The sequence below is a fragment of the Phenylobacterium aquaticum genome, assembly GCF_947378715.1.
Taxonomy (GTDB): Bacteria; Pseudomonadota; Alphaproteobacteria; order Caulobacterales; family Caulobacteraceae; genus Phenylobacterium; species Phenylobacterium aquaticum_A.
This window is the reverse complement of the sequence record NZ_CANCLE010000022.1, coordinates 1-22,156: the sequence shown is the minus strand read 5'-3', so window position 1 is coordinate 22,156 and position 22,156 is coordinate 1. Positions and strand designations below refer to the sequence as shown.

Genomic DNA, 22,156 nt, shown 5'->3' with positions numbered 1-22,156 from the left:
GAAGGGCAGAGACGTCAGCGACGCCTCACGAAGAGATGTATACGGTGCGGCGCACAAAACGGCAAGAACAAAAATGTCGCAGGTGCGAATTGGGCGGAAAATTCTGAACCTTCCCTAGCGTAATCAATATCTTGACCACGCAAGAAGACCTGCCGCTTTCGTGTTGCGCTGCACAATGGCGACGGAATCACGCAGAGGGGTCATGCGAGAAGGCGCTGGCATAACCGCGCGCGCTCAACTAAAAGCGCGCGCCCTTCAAAGCCTCGCCCTCCCCGAGATAAGATTTAAATGTCGCTCCGCAACATCGCCATCATCGCCCACGTCGACCATGGCAAGACCACTCTCGTCGACCAGCTGCTCGCCCAGTCCGGCGTGTTCCGCGCCAATGAGGCGACGGTCGAACGCGCCATGGACTCCAACGACCAGGAGCGCGAACGCGGGATCACCATCCTGGCCAAGTGCACCAGCGTGCTGTGGCACGGGGAAGCCGGCGAGACCCGGATCAACATCATCGACACCCCCGGCCACGCCGACTTCGGCGGCGAGGTGGAGCGGATCCTCGGCATGGTGGATGGCTGCGTCATCCTGGTCGACGCCGAGGAAGGGGTGATGCCCCAGACCAAGTTCGTGCTCGGCAAGGCCCTGAAGATGGGGCTGCGCCCGATCCTCTGCCTCAACAAGGTCGATCGGCCGCACGCTGATCCCGACCGCATCCTGAACGACGTGTTCGACCTGTTCGCCGCCATGGGCGCGACCGACGAGCAGCTCGACTTCCCCCACATCTACGCCTCGGGCAAGAACGGTTGGGCGACGCTCGACATGTCCAAGCCCAATGACACGCTCGCCCCGCTGTTCGACCTGATCGTCCGCCACGTGCCGGAACCCAAGGTCGTCGAGAACAAGGACAAGCCGTTCCAGATCCTGTCCGTGCTGATCGAGAACGACCCGTTCCTGGGCCGCCTGCTGACCGGCCGCATCCAGTCGGGCAAGGCCGTGCCCGGCATGGCCATCCACGCCCTGGGGCTGGACGGCAAGGAAATCGAGCGCGGCCGCATCACCAAGGTGCTGGCCTTCCGGGGCCTGAAGCGCCAGCCGATCGAGGACGCCGAGGCCGGCGACATCGTCGCCATCGCGGGCCTGTCCAAGGCGACCGTGGCCGACACCCTGTGCGCCATGGAGGTCACCGACGCCCTGCCGGCCCAGCCGATCGACCCGCCGACCATCTCCATGACCGTCTCGGTCAATGACAGCCCCCTGGCCGGCCGCGAGGGCGACAAGGTGCAGAGCCGCGTGATCCGCGACCGCCTGCTGAAGGAAGCCCAGTCCAACGTCGCCATCCGGGTGACCGAGACCGCCGACAAGGACGCCTATGAGGTCGCCGGCCGTGGCGAACTGCAGCTGGGCGTGCTGATCGAAGGCATGCGCCGCGAGGGCTTCGAAGTCTCCATCAGCCGTCCCCGGGTGGTCTATCAGACCGATCCGGAGACCGGACAGCGGCTGGAGCCGATCGAAGACGTCATGATCGACGTCGACGACGAGTTCAGCGGCATCGTCATCGAGAAGCTGTCGGCCCGTAAGGCCGAGCTGAAGGACATGGGCCCCTCCGGCGCCGGCAAGACCCGGATCAGCCTGATGTCCCCCTCGCGCTCGCTGATCGGCTATCAGGGCGAGTTCCTGACCGACACCCGGGGTTCCGGCGTGCTGAACCGCGTGTTCAGCCACTACGAGCCCTACAAGGGCGCGATCGACGCCGGCCGTAAGGGCGTGCTGGTCTCCAACTCCGACGGTGAGACGGCGGCCTACGCCCTGTGGAACCTGGAAGAGCGCGGCACCATGTTCGTCGGCGCCGGCGAAAAGACCTATCAGGGCATGATCATCGGCGAGAACTCGCGGGTCGACGACATGGACGTCAACCCGATGAAGGCCAAGCAGCTGACCAATGTGCGGGCCTCCGGCAAGGACGAAGCCGTCCGCCTGACCCCGCCCCGCCGCCTGACCCTCGAACAGGCCATCGCCTATATCGAGGAGGACGAACTGGTCGAGGTGACGCCGAAATCGATCCGCTTGAGGAAACAAGTGCTCAATCCTTCGTTCCGCAAGAGACGCGTCAAAGAAGAATAGGATTTGCATGGCGAGCACGGATCCGACGGAGACATCGGGGTCTGACCGGCAGGCGGCGCGGGAGCGCACCTACCGGATGCTCGCCGGGATCATGGCCGCCCTGTTCCTGGGCTTCGGCGCCCTGGGCGGCCTGTTCCTCTGGTACGACAGCGCCACCTCCTGGGTGAGCCACACCCACAAGGTCCGTACCGGAGTCGCCGACACCCTCGAGGCGCTCACCGAGGCCGAGTCGGCCCAGTGGGCCTATGTCCTGACCGCCGACCGCCGCTTCATCGCCACCATAGCCGACGCCAAGACCCGCGCCGTGCGCAGCCTTGAGGCGCTCGACCGGCTGACCGCCGACAATCGCGCCCAGCAAGGCCGCCTCGCCCCGCTGCGTCAGCAGATGGGCATACGGCTGGAGGTCATAGACCAGGTGGTCGCCGCCCGGCGGGCCGGCGCGCCGGTGGCCGCGATCCGCATCATCCGCCAGGGCCGCGGCATCGCGGCCATGGAGGCGATCCGCGTCCAGCTGGCCCAGATCGACGCCACGGAGCGCCAGCTGGAGACCGAGCGGATCGATCGGGCCCGCACCATCCGGGTAGGGGTGATCGGAGCGCTGGCCCTGTTCGCCGTGCTGCTGGCCGCCGTGGTGGTGCGCACCCTGCGCGAGATCGACCTGGACCGCGAGGCCGAGGCCGACGCCGCCGAGCGCCTGCGCGACCTGCTCGCCGACCGCACGCTGCTGATCGACGAGGTGAACCACCGGGTGAAGAACTCCCTGCAGCAGATCGCCAGCGTCGTGCGGCTGCAGTCGCGGGCCTCGCCTCACGCCGACACCCGCGAGGCCCTGGAGAAGACCCTGGACCGGATCATGGCGGTGGGCCGGGTGCATGAGCAGCTCTACCGCTCCGGCGAGATGCTGGGCGATTTCGACGCCGGCCTCTATGCTGAGACCCTGTCGCGGGAGCTGGTGGCGTCGTTGGGCCGTGAAGAGGTCACCCTGGAGACCCAGGTGATCAGCGCCAAGCTGGACGTCCGCCAGGCGACGCCCCTGGCGCTGATCCTCAACGAGCTGATCACCAACGCCCTGAAATATGGCTGTCCGCCGGGCCGGCCCTGCAAGATTAGGGTGACGCTTGGAACCGAGGAGGGCGCCTATCGCTTAAGCGTGTCGGACGACGGACAGGGTCTGCCGCCGAATTTCGATCCGAGACGGGGCAAGAGCCTGGGCATGAGGGCCATCGACGCCCTGACCCGGCAATTGCAGGGCCGGTTCATCATCGAGACGGCGGAGGTCGGCGCGCATTTCGCGCTCGTCTTTCCACGGAGTTTGGCATGACGATGCGCATCATGGTGGTTGAGGACGACGCGCTCATCGCCTTGGACATGGTGGGACTGCTCGAGGAGCTGGGTCACGAGGTGGTCGCCGAGGCGGCCGACGCCAACACCGCCTGGAGCCGCGCCGAGACCAGCCGGCCGGATCTGGCCCTGGTCGATATCCGCCTGGCCCGCAATACCGATGGGGGCAAGCTGGCCCTGAGACTCTACGACCAGCTGGGCATCCGCTCGCTGTTCATCTCCGGATCGATCACCGAGGATTTCCGCCGCGACATGGCCCGGGTGAAGCCCGTGGGCTTCCTCGGCAAGCCGGTGACCCGCCGCACCCTGGGCGAAGCGCTGAAGGCCACCTAGAGGATCAGCTCCATCCAGACGTCGGCGCGGGCGTAGGGCGTCTCGCGCGGCGGCAGGTGGACGAAGCCCATCGCCTCATAGAGGCCGAGCGCCGGAGCCAGGCTGGAATTGGTCTCCAGATAGAGCCTGGGCGCGCCCAGCGCCCGGGCCCGGTCGATGCAGGCCGCCATCAGCAGCCGGCCCAGGCCGGTTCCCCGCGCAGCCTCGCTCACCGTCATCTTCGCCACCTCGAAGCCACCGTCCGGAAGGGCGATCAAGGCTGCGCAGCCGATCGCCTCGCCCCCGGCCTCAGCCTCGGCCATGAAGATATGGCCGCCGTGATCGAGGATCTTGGCCTTGGGATGGTCCAGCACCTCGCGATCCTTGGGCTCGATCTTGAACAGCTGGGTGATCCAGGCCTCGTTCAGCTGCTTCCAGGCTTGCGCGTGGCGGGGTTCGAAATTGACGATCTGCATGGTTCGATTCTGCCCCGGACCCTGTGCTAGGCAAGAGCCATGGTTCATCCCGTCTTCGCAAACCTGCCCACCACCGTCTTCGAGGAGATGTCGGGCCTCGCCCGGGAGCTGGGCGCCATAAATCTGGGCCAGGGCTTCCCCGACGACCCGGGTCCGCTGGATATCCGCCAGCGGGCCGCCGACCTGGTGCTGAACGGCTACAACCAGTACCCGCCCATGGCCGGCCTGCCGGAGCTGCGCGAGGCGGTGGCGGGCCACTATGGCCGGACCCAGGGCCTGGATCTCGACTGGAAGACCGAGGTCACCATCACGTCGGGCGCCACCGAGGCCCTGGCCGCGACCTTCCTGGCCCTGATCGAGCCGGGCGACGAGGTGGTGGTGTTCCAGCCGGTCTATGACGCCTATCTGCCGCTGATCCGCCGGGCCGGCGGCATTCCCCGGCTGGTGCGGCTGGAGCCGCCGCACTGGCGGTTCGACCGGGCCATGCTTGAGGCGGCCTTCACTGACAAGACCCGGCTGGTGGTGCTGAACAACCCGCTCAACCCGGCCGGGACCGTGGCGTCGGCGCAGGACCTTGCGCTGCTGGCCGAGGTCTGCGTGGCTCACGACGTGATCGCCGTCTGCGACGAGGTCTGGGAGCAGGTGGTGTTCGACGGCCTCGTCCACACGCCCTTGATGGTCCTGCCCGGCATGCGCGAGCGCACGGTCAAGATCGGCTCGGCCGGAAAGATGTTCGGCCTGACCGGCTGGAAGGTCGGCTTCCTGATCGCGGCGCCGGCGCTGAGCCACGCGCTCGCCCGGGCCCACCAGTTCCTGACCTTCACCACCCCGCCCAATCTGCAGGGCGCGGTGGCCTATGGCCTGGACAATCCCGGCCCGTGGTTCAGCGCCATGCCGGCCGACCTGCAGCGGTCCCGCGACCGGCTGGCCGAGGGGTTGCGACGCGAGGGTTTCTCCGTCCTGCCGTCGTCGGGGACCTATTTCATCAATATCGACCTGCCGGCCTCGGGGATTCTCGAGTCCGACCGGGCCTTCTGCCTGCGGGCGGTGAAGGAGGCCGGCGTGGCGACGATCCCGGTCTCAGCCCTCTATGAGGACACGCCGGTCACCACCATCCTGCGACTGTGCTTCGCCAAGCGCGACGCCACCCTGGACGCCGGGATCGAACGCCTGGCCCAGGCCCGGAGGCTGTCTCAGGCGGCCGGCGGGTAGCGGCCCGGCGTCACCCCGAACTGGCGGCGGAAGGCGGTGATGAAGGCGGAAACGCTCTCATAGCCACAGCCCAGGGCCGCATCCGTGACCGTGGCGCCGGCCGCCAGGGCCGCCGCGGCATGGATCATCCGGGCCTTTTGCCGCCAGTCTTCCAGCGACAGGCCGGTCTCGCGCGGGAAGACCCGCTGCAGGGTGCGCAGCGAGGCGCCGGCGGCGCGGGCCAGGTCCGGCAGGCTGGTCCTGGCCTCCACCTGCGCCTGGATCTGTTCGGCCAGGGCCAGGGCGCGGGGATCGCGCGGCAGGGGCAGGGCCAGGTCCTCGCGCGGGGCCAGGGCGATCTGGTCGACCAGCACCTGGGCCAGCCGGGCCTGGGCCGGGACGCCGGGTCCCAGCATGCCCAGGGACAGCGCATGCAGGATCAGCTCGCGCAGCAGCGGCCTGACCGCCAGCACCACGGCCTCCACCGGCAGATCGCCGCCGATCTCGGGCGCGACATAGATCGTGCGCAGGGCCACGGCGCCCTTCATGCGGAGGCTGTGGGGCCGGTGCGGCGGCAGCCAGACCGCGCGGGTGGCTGGCGACAGCCAGACCCGGGCCTCGGTCGCCACCCGCATCACCCCGGAAATCCCATAGGCGAGCTGGCCCCAGGGATGATCGTGGGCGGCGATGGTGAAGCCGTCGGGATAGGTCGAGGCCAGGGATCGGATCAGGAACCCGTCGCCGGCTTCGCTCAAGCCCCGCCGCCTTCCTCGAACACGCCGGGATCGTACTGCATGGCGCCCAGGACATTGCCCTCGGTGTCCTCGAAATAGATCAGGTCGCCGACCCCCTCGATCCGCACGCGGGGCATGATGATCCGCCCGCCCTGGGCCTCGACGGCCGCGATGGTGGCGGCCAGGTCCGCGACCCCGAAGCTGGTCTCCAGGGCGTTGGTGCGCTGGCCGGCTATCAGCTCACGCCGGCCCTGCAACGCGCCCAGGAAGCCGTCGCCGGCGCTGCGGGTCTGGTAGAAGCCGGGCGGCCCCCAGGGGGTGAAGGTCCAGCCCAGCACGGTCTCGTAGAAGCGCTTGGCGCGCGGCACGTCATCGGCGTTGATCGCGAAGTGGCGGAACCTGGCCGGCATGGGGTCTCTCCAGATTATCAGGAGAGACCAGCATGACTCCAAACCCCGTGGCGCGCTTGCGACGTCGTGACAAAAACTATCGCGCGCGCGCCAGGTCGGTAAGCGACCTCAGCTGGTCGAGCCGCCGTCGATGACCACGGTCTGGCCGGTCATCCAGGACCCGGCCTTGGAGGACAGGAACACCGCCGCGCCCGCGATGTCGTCAGGCTCGCCCAGGCGGCGCAGCGGGGTGCCGGAGCTGGCGCGACGTTCGCCTTCCGGCGTGTCCCACAGGGCCTTGGCGAAGTCGGTCTTGACCAGGCCCGGCGCGATGCAATTGACCCGGATATTGTCGGGGCTGAGCTCCTGGGCGAGGTTGCGGGCCAGCTGCATGTCGGCGGCCTTGGAGATGGCGTAGGCGCCGATCACCGAGGTGCCGCGCAGGCCGCCGATCGAGGAAATGATCACGATCGCCCCGTCCTTGCGCTCGCGCATCTCCGGCGCGACCATCTGGATCAGCCAGTTGTTGGCGATGATGTTGTTCTCGAGGATCTTGCGGAACTGGTCGTCATTGATGCCGCTCATCGGCCCGTAATAGGGATTGGAGGCGGCGTTGCAGACCACGATATCGACCTTGCCAAAGGCCTTGCGCGTCTCGTCGACCAGGTTCTGCAGATCGTCCTTGGACGAGATATTGGCCGGGACCGCGATGGCCGCGCCCGGATGGGCGGCGTTGATGGCGGCGGCGACCTCGTCACAGGGACCGGCCTTGCGCGACGAGATGACGACCTGGGCGCCATGCTCGGCCATGCGTTCGGCTATGGCCTTGCCAATGCCCTTGGTGGAGCCGGTGATGATGGCGACCTTGCCGGTCAGATCGAACAATTGGCCCATGATCGCGGCCTCCCCCTAAAACGTATGTTTGAATTCCTTGCGCGGCATTTGCCTTGCCGGCGGACGCAAGGTCAAGCGCTTCGACGGGGGGTCAGGCGGTCAGCCGAAGCTCGGGGCTGGAGAGCAGGGCCTCGATCCGATCGGCGGCCGCAGCGGCGCCGTGCTCGCGCGACAGCCGCCGCGAAAGCTCCTCGGCGCGGGCCGTGTAGCTGCCGTCCAGCAGGCTGGTCAGCTCTCGCTCCGCGGCCGCCGGCCGCCAGGCCCGGTCCGACAGGGATCGACCGGCGCCCAGCCGCACGACCCGGGCGGCGTTGTCCGGCTGGTCGGCGAAGAACGGGACCACCAGCTGCGGCTTGCCGGCCCGCAGGGCCTGGGCGGTGGTGCCGACCCCGCCGTGATGGACCACGGCGCAGGCCCGGGGGAACAGCAGGGAATGGGGGGCGTATTCGGTGATCAGCACGCCCTCGCCGCGCGGCAGGCGACGCGCGGCGTCGGGACCGACCAGCAGCACGGCGCGGCGGCCCAGGCGGCGAGCGACGGTCAGGGCGACCTCGTAGAACCGTCCAGGCTCCAGGGTGAGCGCCGAGCCCAGGGTGAAGACCAGGGGCGGCGGCCCGGCTTCCAGGAAGGCCGCCAGATCGTCCGGCAGGCGCTCGGCGGCGCCGCGGCGCCGGTCATAGAAGCAGAAGCCGGTCATGGCGCAGTCGGGCGGAAAGTCCGGCTGCATCGACCCGAACACCGGCGAATAGAGCGCCAAGGTCCCGAACGGCGAGAACTGGCCCTCGAACAGCGGATTGGCGCTGCGCGGCAGGCCGAGCCGGGTGCGCATCTGCTGGAACTTGCCGGTCCAGGAGGCGGTGGCCAGGCGCAGGACCCGGGCCAGGGCGGCGTCCGAGCGGGCGCCGGTCATCTGGCGCAGGGCCTTAAGCGGCGGCAGGGTCGAGAGAATCGGCGGGTCATAGGCCGACATGAAGGTGAAGGGGGCCAGGGCCGTCGACAGCCAGGGCGCGCCGCGCTTCTCGGCCGCCAGCCGGGCGGCGAAGGCCGAGGTGTGGGTGACCACCAGATCCGCGCCGGCCGTCGCCTCCATCATGTCGTCGAAGGCGCGGCGCAGGAACGGCATGGCGATCCGGCGGACGGCGAACTCCAGGCCGCTGGAGCCGTGGGTGGCGCGCTGGACGATCTCTGGCGCGTCGAGCCCCAGCTCGCGGCGCACATCGTCGACGCCTGGGCGAACCAGGTGGAAGGCCAGGCCCTCCGCCGCGATGGCCGGCTGGAATTCATGCTGGGTGGCGATGATCGGCTGATGACCCCGGGCGCGCAGCTCCAGGGCGATCGCGATGAACGGGTTGAGGTCGCCAGCCGTCCCTGCCGTGGCCAGGACGATCCTTCTCCCCATGGACCCGCTCCATCCTGCAACGGCGCTCGCCGCCGCGTTCCGACCGCCGAGCGATCCGTCGACCCCCAAAATATGAGGTCGCTTCATCACGTGGTGTCCAGGACACTCGCGGCAGGATTTAGGCGTGCATCCTTGACCTGCGTCAACCCACGTCCGAGGTGAGGGCCAGAACGGGCGCCGCCGCAGCGCGGCGCCCAGAGGGCCGAATGACCAGACCACCGAAAGCCCTGATCAACGCCGCCATCTCCGGACTGCTGCTGGCGGCGGCGGCCTATGTGCTGTGGCGGGAACTGCACCACACCTCCACCGCCGAGATCGCCGCCGCCGCGCGCGCCTGGAGCCCCGGCCGCCTGGCCGTGGCCGCCGCCCTGTCCCTGGCCGGCTATCTGCTGCTTGGGATCAATGAGCAGATCGCCCTGCGCTGGTCCGGCTCGAACATCGGCTGGATCCCGGGGGTCGGAGGCTCCTTCGTCTCCCATGCGCTCGCCAACAATCTCGGCATGACCATCTTCGTGGGCGGCGCCATTCGGGCCGGGGTCTATGCGCGCCATGGAGTCACCGTGGCCCAGTCGGCGGTGGTCACGGTCTATGGGGCGATGTCCTTCGGCCTGGGCCTGGCGGCCCTGTCCGGCCTGAGTTTCCTGCTGGCCCCGGCCGCGGCCTTCCAGACCCTGGGCGCGCCGGTGGGCCTGATGCGGGTGACCGGCGCCCTGCTGGCGGCCGCGCCCCTGGCCTATCTGGCCGCCTGCGCCCTGATCCGGCGCCAGGTGACCCTACTGGGCCAGCAGGTCGCCCTGCCGCCCCTGTGGCTGGGCCTGGTGCAGTTCGGCTTCGGCCTGGGCGACGTGGTGCTGTCGGCGGCCCTGATGTGGCTGCTGATCCCCGGACACGGCCTGGGCTTCGCCACCTTCTCGGGCGGCTATCTGACCGCCATGTCGGCGGGGCTGTTCTCCGGGGTGCCCGGCGGGCTGGGGGTGTTCGAAGGCGCCCTGGTCGCCCTGCTGCCCCAGCTGCCGCGCCCGGCCCTGGCGGCCGGAATGCTGGGCTATCGTCTGTTCTACTATCTGCTGCCCTTGGGGATCTCGGCCGTGGCCCTGGCCGGCGACGCGCTCATGGCGCGGCGGCAAGCTCCGCCTGCAGCCAGCTGACGAAGTCCGCCGCCTGGGGCGTGAGCGGCCCTGCGCCGGCCGGGATTGCGGCCAGGCCTTGCGGGAAAGACTGGAAGCCCAGCGGCGCGCTCAGCCGACCGACCGCAAGATCATCCTGCGCCATCCGCCGCTCGACCAGGGCCACCCCCACGCCCGCCAGGGCGGCCTCCAGGCACAGGTGGGTGTGGGGAAAGCTGCGCTCCTCGGTCCAGGCGACGCCGATCCCGGCCAGCCGCCCCCACTGGTCCCAGGCGCTGGTGGTGAAGTCGTGGCCGATGCGACAGGGCAGCCGCAGGACGCCGCCCTCCGGGTCCGACCAGGGATAGTCCGGCGCGCAGACCGGGCCAAAGGCGGCCTCGGCCAGAGGCATGGCGCGGGCCTGGTCCGGGCGCGGAAATCCGTCCCGATCCCAGGCGATCACCAGATCGGCGCCCTGGCGGCGCATCTCTCCGGCCGAGGTCATGGACAGCCGGACCTTCACCTTGGGATGGGCCCGGTAGAAGCCGGCCAGGCGCGGCGCCAGCCAGCGCACGGCGAAGGTGGCGCTGCAGGCCACATGCAGGCTGGGACCCTGGGCGTCATCGGCGAGCCGGGTCCAGCCGCGCTCCAACCCGTCCAGCGCCTCGGCGACCGTCGCCAGCAGGGCCTCGCCGCGCGAGGTCAGCCGCAGCCCGGTTCCCGCCTTGTCGAACAGGGGCGCCCCCAGGTGGTCCTGCAGGCTGCGGACATGGCGGCTGACGGCGCCGTGGGTGCGACCCAGTTCCTCGGCCGCGCGGGTGACCGAGCCCAGGCGAGCGGCCGCCTCGAAGGCGCGCAGGGCCGAGAGCGGCGGCAGGCGACGAACCACGGCGAACCTTTCGTGAGTTCTATTCACGATCTATCGCACCCGAATTCCATTTTTCAAAATGATCTGAAGCGGCACTCTTGGGCGAAACCGTGAATGAGGATCACTGTTCATGACCCGCCTGACCACTCTCGAAGCCCTGGAGGCGATCTATGGCCAGACCAACGCCGCCTCGACGGTGAAGGAGCTGGACTGCCTGAATGGCCCCTATCGCGCCTATGTGGAGGCCTCGCCGTTCTGCGCCCTGGCCACGGTCGGACCGGAGGGGCTGGACTGTTCGCCGCGCGGCGACGCGGGCGGCGTGGTGCGGATCGCCGACGACCGAACCCTGATGATGCCCGACCGGCGGGGCAACAATCGCTGCGATTCGCTACGCAATATCGTGCGGGACCCCCGCGTGGCCCTGATGTTCATGATCCCGGGTTCGAACACCACGCTCCGGGTCAATGGCCGGGCGGTCATCGAGACCGATCCCGCCCTGCTGGACAGCTTCCGGATGGAGGGTAAGCCGCCGCGCTCCGTGGTCGTCATCACCATAGACACGGTGTTTTTCCAGTGCGCGCGGGCGCTGATGCGCGGACGGGTCTGGGACCCGGAGACCTTCGTCGAGCCCGCCAGCCTGCCGTCGGCCGGCCAGATGCTGGCCGCCGCCAGCGCAGGCGCCGTCGGCGGCGAGGCCTATGATCGCGAATGGCCGGAGCGGGCCAGGGCCTCGATGTGGTGAGGCCCTGGCCGCGCTGTCATGCCGAGTGGGTGCTGTCGGGCAGGCCCAGGATGCGCTTGGAGATGATGTTGTTCTGGATCTCCACCGAGCCGCCATAGATCGACATGGCCTTGCCGCCGAGCCAGCTGCGCACGGCCTCGATCTCGTCCTTGGAGAAGCTCGCGCCGTCCCAGCCGAGACCCTGTCCGCCCATGATCTCCAGGGTCAGTTCGGCGCGGGTCTGGGCGACATTGGTGGCGGAATTCTTCAGCACCGAGGCGGCGTTGGTGGCGCCCGAGGCGCCCTTGGACTCCGCCACGGCGCGGGCCAGGGTCAGGCCGTGGACCTTGGCGTCCATCAGGTGGCGGGTGAGCCGGGTGCGCAGGTCGGCATCGGCCAGGCGGCCCTGCGCGTCCTCGCCGACATAGCGCTTGGCGATGTCCTGCAGGGGCGTGGCGCGGGCGCCGGAGGGGGCGCCGGTCTGGCTGGCGCGCTCGTGCTGCAGCAGGCGCTTGCCGACCGTCCAACCCCGGTTCAGTTCGCCCAGCAGGGCGTCCTTTTCGGCGCGGGCGTCGGTGAAGAAGGTCTCGCAGAACGGCGAGGCCCCGGCGATCAGGGCGATGGGCCGGGGATCGATCGCGGCCTGGTTCATGTCGATCAGCATGAAGGAGATGCCGTCGTGCTTCTTGGCGGAGAAGTCGGTGCGGACCAGGGCGCCGCACCACTGCGACCACTGGGCGCCGCTGGTCCAGGTCTTCTGGCCGTTGATCTTCCAGTGATCGCCGGCGTCCTCCGCCTTCATCTGCAGGGAGGCGAGGTCGGATCCGGCATTGGGCTCCGAATAGCCGACGCACCAGCGGATATCGCCGCGCACGATCGGCGGGATGTGCTTCTTCTTCTGCTCTTCGGTTCCGTAGTCGAGGATGGTCGGGCCGATCATGGTCACGCCCATGCCGAAGGTCAGCGGGTTGAAGGCGCCAGCCTTGGCCATTTCCTGCTGCAGGACGCGGGCCTGGGCCGGTGAAAGTCCGCCGCCGCCATATTCCGCCGGCCAGGTGGGGGTGCCCCAGCCCTTGGCGCCGATCCGCTGCTTCCAGGCCAGCAGGTCGCCGTCCGGCTTCAGGCCTTCCATCATCGCCATGGCCAGCGCGGCCTTGCCCTTCAGGGCGGCCGGGAAGTTCTCCTCCAGCCAGGTGCGCGCCTCGGCGCGGAAGTCCTCAAGTTCGAGGTCGCCTCCGAAATCGGCCATGGTGATGTCTCCCGTCAGAACCGTGATCTCTTGGGCCCCACCTTAGGCTTCGCGGCGGCTGGAACAAGATTCACCCAAGGTAAGCTCGGCGCACGCGGCGTTGACTCCCCGGCGTCGCTGATGTTTGGGTGGCGGCGATGAACCTCCGCGCCCAATATTCCTATTGGTACTTTAGCTTTCCGATGCCGCTGGCGGAGGAAGGGGTTCGTTTGACGTGAAGACGTCCTGAACAGACACCCACCCAGCCGCCAGCGTTCCTGGCGGCTTTTTTATTGGCCGCCGGCGCTGGCTCTTCTCCACGAAGGAAGCCCGCCATGCCCGCCACCACCGACGATCTTCGCATCCGCACCTTGCGGGAACTCAGTCCGCCCGCCGAGGTGATAGCCGAGATCGTGCGCACGCCTGCCGCCAGCGTCACCGTCCAGGCCGCCCGCCACGCCGTCCACCGCATCCTCACCGGCGAGGACGACCGCCTGGTCGTGGTGATCGGTCCCTGCTCGATCCACGATCCCCACGCGGCGCTGGAATACGCCCGGCTGGTCGCCGAGGCGCGGGCCCGGCTGGGCGGCGACCTGGAGATCCTGATGCGGGTCTATTTCGAGAAGCCCAGGACCACGGTGGGGTGGAAGGGGCTGATCAACGACCCCTATCTGGACGGCAGCTTCCGGATCGAGGAGGGCCTGCGGATGGCGCGCGGCCTGCTGCTCGAGGTCAATGACATGGGCGTGCCGGCGGCCTGCGAGTTCCTGGACGTGATTACGCCGCAATATATCGCCGACCTGGTGGGCTGGGGCGCGATCGGGGCCAGGACCACGGAGAGCCAGATCCATCGCGAACTGGCGTCGGGCCTGTCCTGCCCGGTGGGTTTCAAGAACGGCACGGACGGCAATATCCGCATCGCCATCGACGCCATCAAGGCCGCCAGCCAGCCGCACCATTTCCTAGCCGTGACCAAGGAGGGCCGGTCGGCGGTCGCGGCGACCAGCGGCAATGGCGACTGCCACGTGGTGCTGCGCGGCGGGCGGGCCCCGAACTATGACGCCCTCAATGTCGCCGCCGCCTGCGGCGAGATCGCCGCCCAGGGGCTGAAGCCAATGGTGATGGTCGACGCCAGCCACGCCAACAGCTCCAAGAACCCGGAGAACCAGCCCAAGGTGCTGGAGGACGTGGCGACCCAGGTGGCCGGGGGCGATGTCCGGATCATCGGCGTGATGGTCGAGAGCCATCTGGTCGCCGGTCGCCAGGATCTCAGCCCCGGCAAGGCCCTGACCTATGGCCAGTCCATCACCGATGGCTGCATCGACTGGCCGACCTCGCTGAAGGCGTTGGACGGCCTGGCCAGGGCGGTGCGGGCGCGGCGGGGCCTGCGGATCGCGGGCGCAGCGGCCAGCCTGGCGACGGCGGAGGCCTGAACCTCGACCAGGCGGCTGGTTCCTGTGCTCAGGCGCAGAGCGGCCAGCCGCCCATGTCCAGGTGCAGATGGTCGGCGTGCTCCTTGTTGTAGTCGGGCGAGAGCACGGTGATGAACACGTGGCAGCCGCCGTCCCGAACCCGGCGCAGGAACTGGCCCTTTGGCCCGGGATCGGCCCAGTCATGGGCCACGGTGACCTGTCCGCCATCGGCCAGGCGGAAGCCGGCCAGGTCCAGGGCGTTGGCCGTGGCGTGCTCGCTCAAGGGCCCCTCGGGGCGGCCATAGATCCTGCGACAGGCGTAGCTGCCATAGTGGTCCAGCCCCACCACGCCCTGTCCCAGGATCTCGAACGCGGCGGGCTGCACCACCTGGCGCTCCCAGATGGAGACGGCGAGCGCCTCCTTGCAGGTCATGGGGGCGTCCAGCGGATGCAGGGGCGCCATGCCGGCGGTGATCTGCAACGCCCCGTCCAGTTGGCAGGCGCTGGCGGTCTGGCGGACCGGCACGGCGGTGAACACCACCCCGCCCTGGCTCAGCACCTGGCGGCAGGCGATCGGGTCCGCGCCGGTGCGCGCGGCCTTGGCGCGGGTGGCCGCCCCGACCGGATCGATGACGCTGAGCGGTTTCCAGATCAGGTGCTGGGGCCCGAGGGTCCGGTCGGCGACCAGCGCCATGACCGCGACCAGAATCCACAGCAGCACCAGCCCCACCAACCGCGCCAACAGGGTCTGGCGCCGCGCATGGTGTTCGATCCGGGGATGGTGCGGAACGCGATAGGCCATATGAGCTCAACGGCTGGCTATTGTCGGCGCCACCCTAGCATGGGCGGGCCCGATCCGGCCGCCCGGGGGCCGAGCCGCCACCATTTGGCGCAGGAATAAGCATCGGGCGTCGACAACTTGAAAAGGATCATCCAGTACAACCCCCGCCTCATCAGGACGGCGGCCTGGGCCCCCTTGCGGATGCAAGCGGCGCACATCAGGTTCCGTAAGACGACGACACGGAGTGACGACACCATGCGCGACTGGCGGCTGGACGACGAAGAAGAGGGCGAAGGCGCCGACAAGCCTGACATGCCGATGACGGCGGGGCCGGTGCAAAACGCGCTCTTCAAGTCGCGCACAGTGCTGATCTTTGGCGAGATCAACATGCGCCTGGCCGAGCGGGTCACCGCTCAGCTGCTGGCGCTGGCGGCGAAGTCCGAGGACGATATCCGGGTGATCATCAACTCCCCCGGCGGCCACGTGGAAAGCGGCGACACCATCCACGACATGATCCGCTTCTGCGGGCCGAAGGTGAAGATGATCGGCACCGGCTGGGTGGCCAGCGCCGGGGCGCATATCTATCTGGGCGCGGCCAAGGAAAATCGCGTCTGCCTGCCCAACACCCGCTTCCTGCTGCACCAGCCCTCGGGCGGCGTGCGCGGCCAGGCCTCGGACATCCAGATCGAGGCTGAGGAGATCGTGAAGATGCGCGAGCGCGTCAACCGCATGATCGCCAAGGAAACCGGGCAGCCCTACGAGAAGATCGTCAAGGACACCCAACGCAACTTCTGGATCGGGGCCGAGGACGCCGTGGCCTATGGCCTGGCCTCCCGGGTCATCAACCGCGCCGAGGAAGCCTAAGCGATGGCGACCGCGCCTTGGTGGAAAGGCGCGGTCGTCTATCACATCTATGTCCGCAGCTTCTTTGACGCGGACGGCGACGGCCATGGCGACCTGGCCGGGGTCGCCGCCAAGCTGGACTACATCGAAAGCCTGGGCGTCGACGCCATCTGGCTGTCGCCCATCCACCCCTCCCCCAACCGCGACTGGGGCTATGACGTCTCCGACTATGAGGGCGTCCATGCCGACTACGGGACGCTGGACGACCTGACCGCCCTGGTCGACGCCGCCCACGGGCGCGGCATCAAGGTCATGCTGGACGAGGTCCTGGCCCACACCTCCGACGAGCACGCCTGGTTCGCGCAGAGCCGCGATGGCGGTCCCGACGGTCCCAAGGCCGACTGGTATGTCTGGGCCGATCCGGCCGTCGACGGCACGGCGCCCAACAACTGGCTCAGCGTGTTCGGCGGCCCGGCCTGGGCCTATCAGCCGGCGCGGCGCCAGCACTATCACCACAAGTTCCTGCGCCAGCAGCCCAAGCTGTCCTGGATCAACCCGGACGCCAAGGAAGCGGCGATCTCGGTGCTGGATTTCTGGCTGGCCAAGGGGATCGACGGCTTCCGCCTCGACGTGGCCGGCACCTTCCTGCACGACGCGGCCCTGACGCCAAACCCGGCCGTCCCGGCGGCGGAGCGCACCCGTCATCACTGGGCCCACGCCTCGGAGATGCAGCGCCATCTCAACGATTCCAACCTGCCGGAAAACATCCCGCTGCTGGACGAGATCCGTCGCCGCGTGGACGCCCACAGCGGCCGGAATGGCGGCGATCGCTTCGTGTTCGGCGAGTTCTCCGAGGAGGAGGAACGCTGCGGCGCCTATTGCACGCCGGACGACGGGCTGCACTCGGCCTACACCTTCGTGCTGCTGCACGCCCGCAGGCTGGGCGCCAAGGTGTTCCGCGAACACTTCGAAACCCTGGCCCGCCACCCCGGCCACTGGCCCTGCATCTCGTTCTGCAATCACGACATTCCACGCACCGCCACCCGGTTTGGCGGCGGCGACGCGGTGGCGCGGCTGATGTTCGCCCTGTTGCTGACGCTCAAAGGCACCACGCTGATCTATCAGGGCGAGGAACTCGGCCTGCCCGAGGCCCAGAGCCTGACCCGGGAAGAGATCCGCGATCCGGTCGGCGACCTCTATTGGCCGATCTCCAAGGGCCGCGACGGCTCGCGCACCCCCATGCCCTGGGCGCCGGGCGCCCATCTCGGCTTCTCGCCCGCCAAGCCCTGGCTGCCCTCGGCCCCGGAACACGCCGAGCTGACCGTGGCGGCGCAAGAGGCCGACGCCGGCTCCATGCTGGCCTTCAGCCGCGCCATGATCGCCCTGCGGCGCGGCTCGGCGGCCCTGACCCGCGGCGAGATCGGCATGGTCGAGGCGCCCGAACCGATCCTGGCCTTCACCCGGACCGAGGGCGACGAGACGGTGCTCTGCGTCTTCAACATGAGCGGCGAGGCCCAGAGCTTCGAGGATTCGCGGCTCGCGGCCGCCCGCGTGCTGGCGCCAGGCGCCGGCATCGCCAGTCTTGACGGCGGCCGGCTGGCGTTGGGCCCGCATGCCGTGAGACTCTTCCGCCTCGGCTAAGCTCCCTCGCCGAGGATTTAAGTCTTCGGCTTCAGCGGCTACAACGGACCCCATGCCCGACGGAAACGCCAAGCCCGCCCGCGCCGGCGCCGACACCAAGTTCGGCCAGGGGTTCCTGCGCGACATCTGGTATTTCGCGGCGCTCTCGGCCGAGCTGAAGCCCGGCAAGCTGCAGCGCTATGAGATTCTCGGCGAGCCCGTGCTGCTGGGCCGTGACCGCAAGGGTCAGGTCTATGCGGTGAAGGACATCTGCCCGCACCGCGCCGCGCCGCTGTCGGCCGGCCGGCTGGTGGAGGAGGCCGACGGCCGGCCCAGCATCGAATGCCCCTATCACGGCTGGCGGTTCGGCACGGACGGCGCCTGCACCGCCATCCCGTCACTGGTCGCCGAGCAGGAAATGGACGTCGGCAAGGTCCGGGTCCGTCGCTATCCGGCCGCCGAGCGCCAGGGGATGGTCTGGATCTGGGTGTCCGCTGATCCCCGCTTCGCCGATGATCCGCCGCAGCCGCCGCCGACCTTCGAAGGCGTGGTGGGCGGCGCGCCGAAGTTCGTCGACCGCATGGATTTCGACGCCCACATGGACCACGCCGTCGTGGGGCTGATGGACCCGACCCACGCGCCCTATGTCCACGGCCAGTGGTGGTCGCGCAAGGCCAAGGGCCAGCACGACAAGGCCAAGGCCTTCGCCCCCTCCGAGCTGGGCTTCGTGATGACCCGCCATCCGCCGTCGAAGAGCAATCGGCTCTATCGGCTGCTGGGCGGCGATCCCCAGACCGAGATCACCTTCCGCCTGCCGGGGCTGCGCTGGGAGCATGTGCTGGTGGGTCGCCGCCAGGTCCTGGCGCTCACCTGCCTGACGCCGGTCAGCGAGACCCGCACCCGCATCACCCAGATCGTCTGGACCGACCACTGGGCGGCGTCGCTGCTGCGGCCCTGGTTCAAGCACATGATCCGGGTGTTCCTGCACCAGGACGGCGACATGGTGAACCTGCAGAACGAGGGACTGAAATACGACCCGGGCCTGCTGTGGATCGACGACGCCGACCGTCAGGCCAAGTGGTACCAGCAGCTCAAGCGCGAATGGATCGCCAGCCGCCGAGACGACCGGGAGTTCGTCAATCCGGTCGAGGCCGCCACCCTACGCTGGCGCAGCTAAGCAGCTAGTAGGACGCGCGGGCCTGGTTCGGCCGGACCGGCGCCTGGGGCGCGACCGCGGCGACCGGGGCGGGCGCCGGCGCGCCCGGCGCGGCGCCGGCCAGTTTCAGATCGTCGATGCTGATCGGGCTGAACCCCTTGGTGGCGTCCCAGTCGAGCCGGCCGCCGAGCGCGGTGACGGTGGACACCGGCTCCAGCTTGGGAAGGTCCATGCGGGTCATGGCCTGGTGAGTCAGCTTCACATAGGCGATCGGATGCTGTTCGGTGTCCTTGCCGCCAGGAACCGGCAGCTGGCAACGGGTGACCACCTCGACCGCATCGACACCGACGGCCGACAGCACCTCCACCCCGATCCGCAGGCTGATCGAGCAGACATTGGTCAGGTGCATTTCCTGGATATTGGTCTTGGGCATGGCGACATAGGCCGCCCGGCCGCCGGGCTGGACGACGCAGGCCTCGTCCGGGAGGGCGTCCAGTTCCAGGGCGTCGATATAGACGATGAACCGGCCGGGAACCGGCTGGGACAGGGCGAAACCCTCCAGCGCCGGGCGCAGGGCCGCGAAATCGAGATTGGCCCGCAGGGTCGATTCGATGGCGGTGAGGTCGAGAGCCAGCACGCCTGCGGCGACGGTGACGTCGGTATTGTGCGCCTCGGCGGCGCGCTTGCCCTGTTCATAGAGTTCGAGATCGGCCTTGGCCGCGGCCAGGACCCGGGCGACCAGAGCGCGCCGGCGGTCCTTTTCCATCTTGAACAGGGCGTCGATGACGCCGGGCTGATAGTTCTGCAGAGCGCGGCGGGCGACCCGCTCCTTGTCATTGGTGCGGGGCATCGGCTCGACCAGGCCGCGCCGAGCGACTTCGCTCCAGTCCTTGCGGACATATTTCACGCAGTGGGCCCGGGTGAGCTTTTCGAGCAGGTCATCAAATCGGGTCGCCGCCTCGGCCGAAACCTCCGGCCGCTTCTGGCGCTCGGCGAGCCGTTCCTTGCGATCGCGCTCGCGTGTCGCGCGCTTGGTGACCCGGTCGATCCGGGTCATTGTGGCGATGATGGTCTTTGCCGTTTCCTGAGCCGACATCACGCATTCCTCCGCGGCCGTTCGCCGCACCCGATTTGGGCATACCCTAAGTAACCTTGTTTTCTGACTGAGCCGTTAAAACCAATGTCTACTTTCACCTCCGACGGACTGCGCCTGGCCTATGACGACATCGTCCCGCCAGGGGGTCATGAGCGCACCATTGTCCTGATCCACGGCTTCGCCTCCAACCGCCACGAGGGCTGGCGGCGCACGGGCTGGTACGCCGCCTTCGAGCGCCGCCGCATCCGCTGCGTCGCGCTCGACCAGCGCGGCCACGGCGAAAGCGCCAAGCCCCACGCGGCCGACGCCTATCAGCGCGCCAAGCTGGCCGGCGACGTCATCGCCCTGATGGACGAGCTGGGCCTCGGGCGGGCCGACGTGTTCGGATATTCGATGGGCGCGCGCACGGCGCTGGCCACGGCCCTGGCCGCGCCGGACCGGATCAACCACCTGATCCTGGGGGGCGTGGGCGGCAAGCTGATCGGCGAACGCGCCCTGCCGGCCGGCAATCCCATGGCCGACGCCATGCGGGCGGCCGATCCGGAGACCATCACCGAGCCGATGCTGCGCAGCTTCCGCCAGTTCGCCGACGAACAGGGCGAGGACCGCGAGGCGCTGGCCGCCATGACCGGGGTGACCAATCCGCCCTTCGACACCGCCGCCATAGGGGATTTCGCCTCCCCTGCCCTGGTGGTGGCGGGCCAGAGGGATGACGGCGCCGGCGATCCGGAGGAGCTGTCGCGCCTGTTCCTGGATGGCCACGCGGTGACCGTGCCGGGGTGCGACCACTTCTCGGCCATCCCGCACGCCCTGACCAAGGCCGCCGTGTTCGACTTCCTCGACGGCTTGCTGGACGATCCCTACGCCCGCTGAACCGGTGCGATGTTTGGCCGCTGATCATGGTCCTCCCGGCCTGGCGATTTTCGCACGGGCTTAAGGGTGAGCGAACGAACGGCGTCTATGGTGACGGCTGGTTCAACCGGGACGCCCATGTCCAAGCCCCAAGCCGCGCCAGCGGCGCAGCCCAGTCTCGGTGCGCGCAGTCTGGCCCAACTCGAGGCCGCCGCCTCCACCGCCCGGGTGCTGAACCTGGTGGCGGTGGCGCGCGACTGGGGCCGGGCGCCCGGCTATCGCGACCAGCCGCTGTTCCGCAGCCGAGTGCTCAACACCGCCCTCTATGTGAAGCAGCGCCTGCCGGCCGGGCCGTCTGAGGGACCGGGCGTCACCACCCGGATCTTCCTGCCCCGCGCGACCGACGCCCTGGGTCTTGGCGGGGCGAGCCTGCGGGTCGGCGACGACGCCTGGCGCGAGCGCCTGACCGAGATCTGCGGCGGCGACAGCCCGGACCTGCAGGAGGACTTCCGGGTCCTGGGGGCCGTGAACGAACTGCCGTCCTTTGACGCCTTCCTGCTGCGCGAGCATCTGCGCCGCCGCGAGATCGAGGCGGCGGGCTGCTATGTCCCGATCTCGGCCTCGGAGCTGCAGGGCGTGCAGGGCTTTGTGATCAATGAGGTCGCCCAGCTGGTCCTGCTGGCCTTTGGCAAGGGCCAGGACCCGACCCAGACCGCCAAGCTGGTGGGGGCGATTCTCTCGGCCCAGAATGATCCCAGGCTGGAGCCGCTGCGCCGGACCTTCGGCCTCGACGAAGAGGCCTTCCGCGAGGGCGTCTTCGCCTGGAAGGCCTTCCTCTACTACAAGCGCGCCATGGCCGAGCTCCGGACCACGGTGCAGATCGCCTCGGCCGAGATCGGCCGGATGGTGCTGTTGCAGCCCTGCCCGCCGGTGATCGGCAAATATGTGGAGGCCGGCCAGGACCGGATCTGTCGGGCGCTGGCCAAGGAAACCTCCGAGGCCGCCCAGATCCTGGCGGTCTACGACACCGCCTTCCGCGACCTGACCGAGAAGGGCGATCCGCGCGGCTTCCGCGACTTCCTGACCGCCGCCCCCAGCCTGTTCTTCGGCCTGGGCGACCGCATGGGCGCCCTGGCCCACGCCACGGTGTTCTGGCGCCGCCGGTTCCCGATCGGGATGAAGGTCGAGGCGACCGGCCCCGAGGCCTGCCAGCTGCTCAGCGACTATGACATGGGTCTGGGCGACGCGGAGATCGAAGAGACCCCCGACGCCGCCTGACCTGTCGACCGCAGAAGCTGCTACTTCGCGAACGAGTAGGCGCCGCCCTTCTCAAGCGCCACCCGATAGGCCGGGCGCGCCTGGAAGCGGGCGACCCAGGCCTTGATGTTCGGATAGGCGTCGAGCCGGCCGAAGGCGCCCAGGACCTCTCCCACGAACGACAGCTGGATATCGGCGGCCGAGAGCTCTGCGCCCATGATGTAGTCGTGGCCGGCGAGCGAGGCCTCGACATAGCCCATGTGGTTGGCGATCTCGCTTTCCAGGCGCGGATGCAGGGCGGCGCCGGCCTCGCCCAGGCGGCCGACATACATGAACAGCATCAGGGGCAGCATGGCCGA

The 22,156-nt window shown here is 69.1% G+C and carries 22 protein-coding genes; 12 read left to right on the top strand and 10 right to left on the bottom strand.

Going from position 1 to position 22,156, the window contains the following annotated elements; all coding sequences use genetic code 11:
* Nucleotides 1-288: 288 nt before the first annotated feature.
* From typA to Q7P21_RS05045, 3 genes are read left to right on the top strand one after another with little or no spacing between them, the layout of a single operon-like run.
* Nucleotides 289-2,121, top strand: coding sequence for a translational GTPase TypA (gene typA, locus Q7P21_RS05055; RefSeq protein ID WP_304176057.1), 1,833 nt, complete (start codon nucleotides 289-291; stop codon nucleotides 2,119-2,121).
* Between the two features lie 7 nt (nucleotides 2,122-2,128).
* The gene (locus Q7P21_RS05050; protein ID WP_304176055.1) at nucleotides 2,129-3,442 is read left to right on the top strand and encodes a sensor histidine kinase; all 1,314 of its coding nucleotides are present in this window, start codon (nucleotides 2,129-2,131) and stop codon (nucleotides 3,440-3,442) included.
* Nucleotides 3,439-3,795, top strand: coding sequence for a response regulator (locus tag Q7P21_RS05045; protein ID WP_304176053.1), 357 nt, complete (start codon nucleotides 3,439-3,441; stop codon nucleotides 3,793-3,795). The genes Q7P21_RS05050 and Q7P21_RS05045 overlap by 4 nt, the downstream gene beginning before the upstream one ends.
* Here the strand turns inward: Q7P21_RS05045 and Q7P21_RS05040 are convergent.
* The gene (locus tag Q7P21_RS05040; RefSeq protein WP_304176051.1) at nucleotides 3,792-4,250 is read right to left on the bottom strand and encodes a GNAT family N-acetyltransferase; all 459 of its coding nucleotides are present in this window, start codon (nucleotides 4,248-4,250) and stop codon (nucleotides 3,792-3,794) included. The genes Q7P21_RS05045 and Q7P21_RS05040 overlap by 4 nt on opposite strands.
* A 39-nt stretch (nucleotides 4,251-4,289) precedes the next feature.
* Here Q7P21_RS05040 and Q7P21_RS05035 point away from each other — a divergent pair, with 39 nt between their 5' ends.
* Entirely contained in the window at nucleotides 4,290-5,462 is a 1,173-nt protein-coding gene (locus Q7P21_RS05035; RefSeq protein ID WP_304176049.1) for an aminotransferase, read from the top strand.
* On the opposite strand, the gene Q7P21_RS05030 is transcribed toward Q7P21_RS05035, so the two are convergent.
* The 4 genes from Q7P21_RS05030 to Q7P21_RS05015 all read right to left on the bottom strand — a co-directional run bounded on the left by Q7P21_RS05030 (nucleotide 5,444) and on the right by Q7P21_RS05015 (nucleotide 8,857).
* Complete coding sequence (locus Q7P21_RS05030; protein ID WP_304168364.1) at nucleotides 5,444-6,196, bottom strand: helix-turn-helix domain-containing protein; 753 nt, start codon at nucleotides 6,194-6,196, stop codon at nucleotides 5,444-5,446. The genes Q7P21_RS05035 and Q7P21_RS05030 overlap by 19 nt on opposite strands.
* Nucleotides 6,193-6,585, bottom strand: a complete 393-nt coding sequence (locus tag Q7P21_RS05025; RefSeq protein WP_304168361.1) for a VOC family protein — start codon at nucleotides 6,583-6,585, stop codon at nucleotides 6,193-6,195. Before Q7P21_RS05025 ends, Q7P21_RS05030 begins: the two co-directional genes overlap by 4 nt.
* Nucleotides 6,586-6,693: 108 nt before the next feature.
* Entirely contained in the window at nucleotides 6,694-7,458 is a 765-nt protein-coding gene (locus Q7P21_RS05020) for an SDR family oxidoreductase (protein ID WP_304168359.1), read from the bottom strand.
* A 91-nt stretch (nucleotides 7,459-7,549) separates the two neighbouring features.
* Entirely contained in the window at nucleotides 7,550-8,857 is a 1,308-nt protein-coding gene (locus tag Q7P21_RS05015) for a glycosyltransferase (RefSeq protein WP_304168356.1), read from the bottom strand.
* A gap of 206 nt (nucleotides 8,858-9,063) precedes the next feature.
* On the opposite strand from Q7P21_RS05015, the gene Q7P21_RS05010 reads away from it, so the two are divergent.
* Nucleotides 9,064-10,005 (top strand): lysylphosphatidylglycerol synthase domain-containing protein, encoded by a 942-nt coding sequence (locus tag Q7P21_RS05010; RefSeq protein ID WP_304168353.1) that lies wholly within the window; start codon nucleotides 9,064-9,066, stop codon nucleotides 10,003-10,005.
* Here Q7P21_RS05010 and Q7P21_RS05005 read toward each other — a convergent pair.
* The gene (locus tag Q7P21_RS05005) at nucleotides 9,968-10,852 is read right to left on the bottom strand and encodes a LysR substrate-binding domain-containing protein (RefSeq protein ID WP_304168351.1); all 885 of its coding nucleotides are present in this window, start codon (nucleotides 10,850-10,852) and stop codon (nucleotides 9,968-9,970) included. The two genes, Q7P21_RS05010 and Q7P21_RS05005, sit on opposite strands and share 38 nt — an antisense overlap.
* Before the next feature lie 109 nt (nucleotides 10,853-10,961).
* On the opposite strand from Q7P21_RS05005, the gene Q7P21_RS05000 reads away from it, so the two are divergent.
* Nucleotides 10,962-11,573, top strand: coding sequence for a pyridoxamine 5'-phosphate oxidase family protein (locus tag Q7P21_RS05000; protein WP_304176047.1), 612 nt, complete (start codon nucleotides 10,962-10,964; stop codon nucleotides 11,571-11,573).
* Between the two features lie 16 nt (nucleotides 11,574-11,589).
* Here Q7P21_RS05000 and Q7P21_RS04995 read toward each other — a convergent pair whose 3' ends face one another.
* Nucleotides 11,590-12,801 (bottom strand): acyl-CoA dehydrogenase family protein, encoded by a 1,212-nt coding sequence (locus Q7P21_RS04995; RefSeq protein ID WP_304168345.1) that lies wholly within the window; start codon nucleotides 12,799-12,801, stop codon nucleotides 11,590-11,592.
* Nucleotides 12,802-13,115: 314 nt separating this feature from the next.
* Here Q7P21_RS04995 and Q7P21_RS04990 point away from each other — a divergent pair, with 314 nt between their 5' ends.
* Nucleotides 13,116-14,213 carry a 3-deoxy-7-phosphoheptulonate synthase gene (locus Q7P21_RS04990; RefSeq protein WP_304176045.1) on the top strand — a complete coding sequence of 366 codons (1,098 nt, stop codon included), beginning with the start codon at nucleotides 13,116-13,118 and terminating at the stop codon, nucleotides 14,211-14,213.
* Between the two features lie 28 nt (nucleotides 14,214-14,241).
* Here the strand turns inward: Q7P21_RS04990 and Q7P21_RS04985 are convergent, their stop codons facing one another.
* Entirely contained in the window at nucleotides 14,242-14,994 is a 753-nt protein-coding gene (locus tag Q7P21_RS04985; protein ID WP_304168338.1) for an extensin family protein, read from the bottom strand.
* Nucleotides 14,995-15,228: 234 nt separating this feature from the next.
* On the opposite strand from Q7P21_RS04985, the gene Q7P21_RS04980 reads away from it, so the two are divergent.
* From Q7P21_RS04980 to Q7P21_RS04970, 3 genes are read left to right on the top strand one after another with little or no spacing between them, the layout of a single operon-like run.
* Complete coding sequence (locus Q7P21_RS04980; RefSeq protein WP_304168335.1) at nucleotides 15,229-15,837, top strand: ATP-dependent Clp protease proteolytic subunit; 609 nt, start codon at nucleotides 15,229-15,231, stop codon at nucleotides 15,835-15,837.
* Nucleotides 15,838-15,840: 3 nt separating this feature from the next.
* A complete protein-coding gene (locus Q7P21_RS04975) occupies nucleotides 15,841-17,457 on the top strand; it encodes an alpha-amylase family glycosyl hydrolase (protein ID WP_304176043.1) in 1,617 nt (538 codons plus the stop codon).
* Between the two features lie 52 nt (nucleotides 17,458-17,509).
* A complete protein-coding gene (locus Q7P21_RS04970; protein ID WP_304168329.1) occupies nucleotides 17,510-18,613 on the top strand; it encodes an aromatic ring-hydroxylating dioxygenase subunit alpha in 1,104 nt (367 codons plus the stop codon).
* A gap of 4 nt (nucleotides 18,614-18,617) precedes the next feature.
* On the opposite strand, the gene Q7P21_RS04965 is transcribed toward Q7P21_RS04970, so the two are convergent.
* Nucleotides 18,618-19,688 carry a hypothetical protein gene (locus tag Q7P21_RS04965; RefSeq protein ID WP_304168326.1) on the bottom strand — a complete coding sequence of 357 codons (1,071 nt, stop codon included), beginning with the start codon at nucleotides 19,686-19,688 and terminating at the stop codon, nucleotides 18,618-18,620.
* Nucleotides 19,689-19,772: 84 nt separating this feature from the next.
* Here Q7P21_RS04965 and Q7P21_RS04960 point away from each other — a divergent pair, with 84 nt between their 5' ends.
* Nucleotides 19,773-20,561, top strand: a complete 789-nt coding sequence (locus tag Q7P21_RS04960) for an alpha/beta fold hydrolase (protein WP_304176041.1) — start codon at nucleotides 19,773-19,775, stop codon at nucleotides 20,559-20,561.
* A gap of 117 nt (nucleotides 20,562-20,678) precedes the next feature.
* Nucleotides 20,679-21,818, top strand: coding sequence for a hypothetical protein (locus Q7P21_RS04955; protein ID WP_304176039.1), 1,140 nt, complete (start codon nucleotides 20,679-20,681; stop codon nucleotides 21,816-21,818).
* A gap of 20 nt (nucleotides 21,819-21,838) precedes the next feature.
* Here the strand turns inward: Q7P21_RS04955 and Q7P21_RS04950 are convergent.
* Nucleotides 21,839-22,156: glutathione binding-like protein (locus Q7P21_RS04950; protein ID WP_304176038.1), on the bottom strand; the 318-nt coding region annotated here is incomplete at its 5' end.

Bases quoted from the DNA above. Each gene is read 5' to 3' on its own strand.
- Q7P21_RS05000 (WP_304176047.1), top strand. From the start codon at position 10,962: ATGACCCGCCTGACCACTCTCGAAGCCCTGGAGGCGATCTATGGCCAG.
- Q7P21_RS04995 (WP_304168345.1), bottom strand. From the start codon at position 12,801: ATGGCCGATTTCGGAGGCGACCTCGAACTTGAGGACTTCCGCGCCGAG.
- typA (WP_304176057.1), top strand. From the start codon at position 289: ATGTCGCTCCGCAACATCGCCATCATCGCCCACGTCGACCATGGCAAG.
- Q7P21_RS04975 (WP_304176043.1), top strand. From the start codon at position 15,841: ATGGCGACCGCGCCTTGGTGGAAAGGCGCGGTCGTCTATCACATCTAT.
- Q7P21_RS05050 (WP_304176055.1), top strand. From the start codon at position 2,129: ATGGCGAGCACGGATCCGACGGAGACATCGGGGTCTGACCGGCAGGCG.
- Q7P21_RS04960 (WP_304176041.1), top strand. From the start codon at position 19,773: ATGTCTACTTTCACCTCCGACGGACTGCGCCTGGCCTATGACGACATC.
- Q7P21_RS05015 (WP_304168356.1), bottom strand. From the start codon at position 8,857: ATGGGGAGAAGGATCGTCCTGGCCACGGCAGGGACGGCTGGCGACCTC.
- Q7P21_RS04985 (WP_304168338.1), bottom strand. From the start codon at position 14,994: ATGGCCTATCGCGTTCCGCACCATCCCCGGATCGAACACCATGCGCGG.
- Q7P21_RS05025 (WP_304168361.1), bottom strand. From the start codon at position 6,585: ATGCCGGCCAGGTTCCGCCACTTCGCGATCAACGCCGATGACGTGCCG.
- Q7P21_RS04980 (WP_304168335.1), top strand. From the start codon at position 15,229: ATGCGCGACTGGCGGCTGGACGACGAAGAAGAGGGCGAAGGCGCCGAC.
- Q7P21_RS05035 (WP_304176049.1), top strand. From the start codon at position 4,290: ATGGTTCATCCCGTCTTCGCAAACCTGCCCACCACCGTCTTCGAGGAG.
- Q7P21_RS05045 (WP_304176053.1), top strand. From the start codon at position 3,439: ATGACGATGCGCATCATGGTGGTTGAGGACGACGCGCTCATCGCCTTG.
- Q7P21_RS05040 (WP_304176051.1), bottom strand. From the start codon at position 4,250: ATGCAGATCGTCAATTTCGAACCCCGCCACGCGCAAGCCTGGAAGCAG.
- Q7P21_RS05020 (WP_304168359.1), bottom strand. From the start codon at position 7,458: ATGGGCCAATTGTTCGATCTGACCGGCAAGGTCGCCATCATCACCGGC.
- Q7P21_RS04990 (WP_304176045.1), top strand. From the start codon at position 13,116: ATGCCCGCCACCACCGACGATCTTCGCATCCGCACCTTGCGGGAACTC.
- Q7P21_RS05010 (WP_304168353.1), top strand. From the start codon at position 9,064: ATGACCAGACCACCGAAAGCCCTGATCAACGCCGCCATCTCCGGACTG.
- Q7P21_RS04955 (WP_304176039.1), top strand. From the start codon at position 20,679: ATGTCCAAGCCCCAAGCCGCGCCAGCGGCGCAGCCCAGTCTCGGTGCG.
- Q7P21_RS04970 (WP_304168329.1), top strand. From the start codon at position 17,510: ATGCCCGACGGAAACGCCAAGCCCGCCCGCGCCGGCGCCGACACCAAG.
- Q7P21_RS04965 (WP_304168326.1), bottom strand. From the start codon at position 19,688: ATGTCGGCTCAGGAAACGGCAAAGACCATCATCGCCACAATGACCCGG.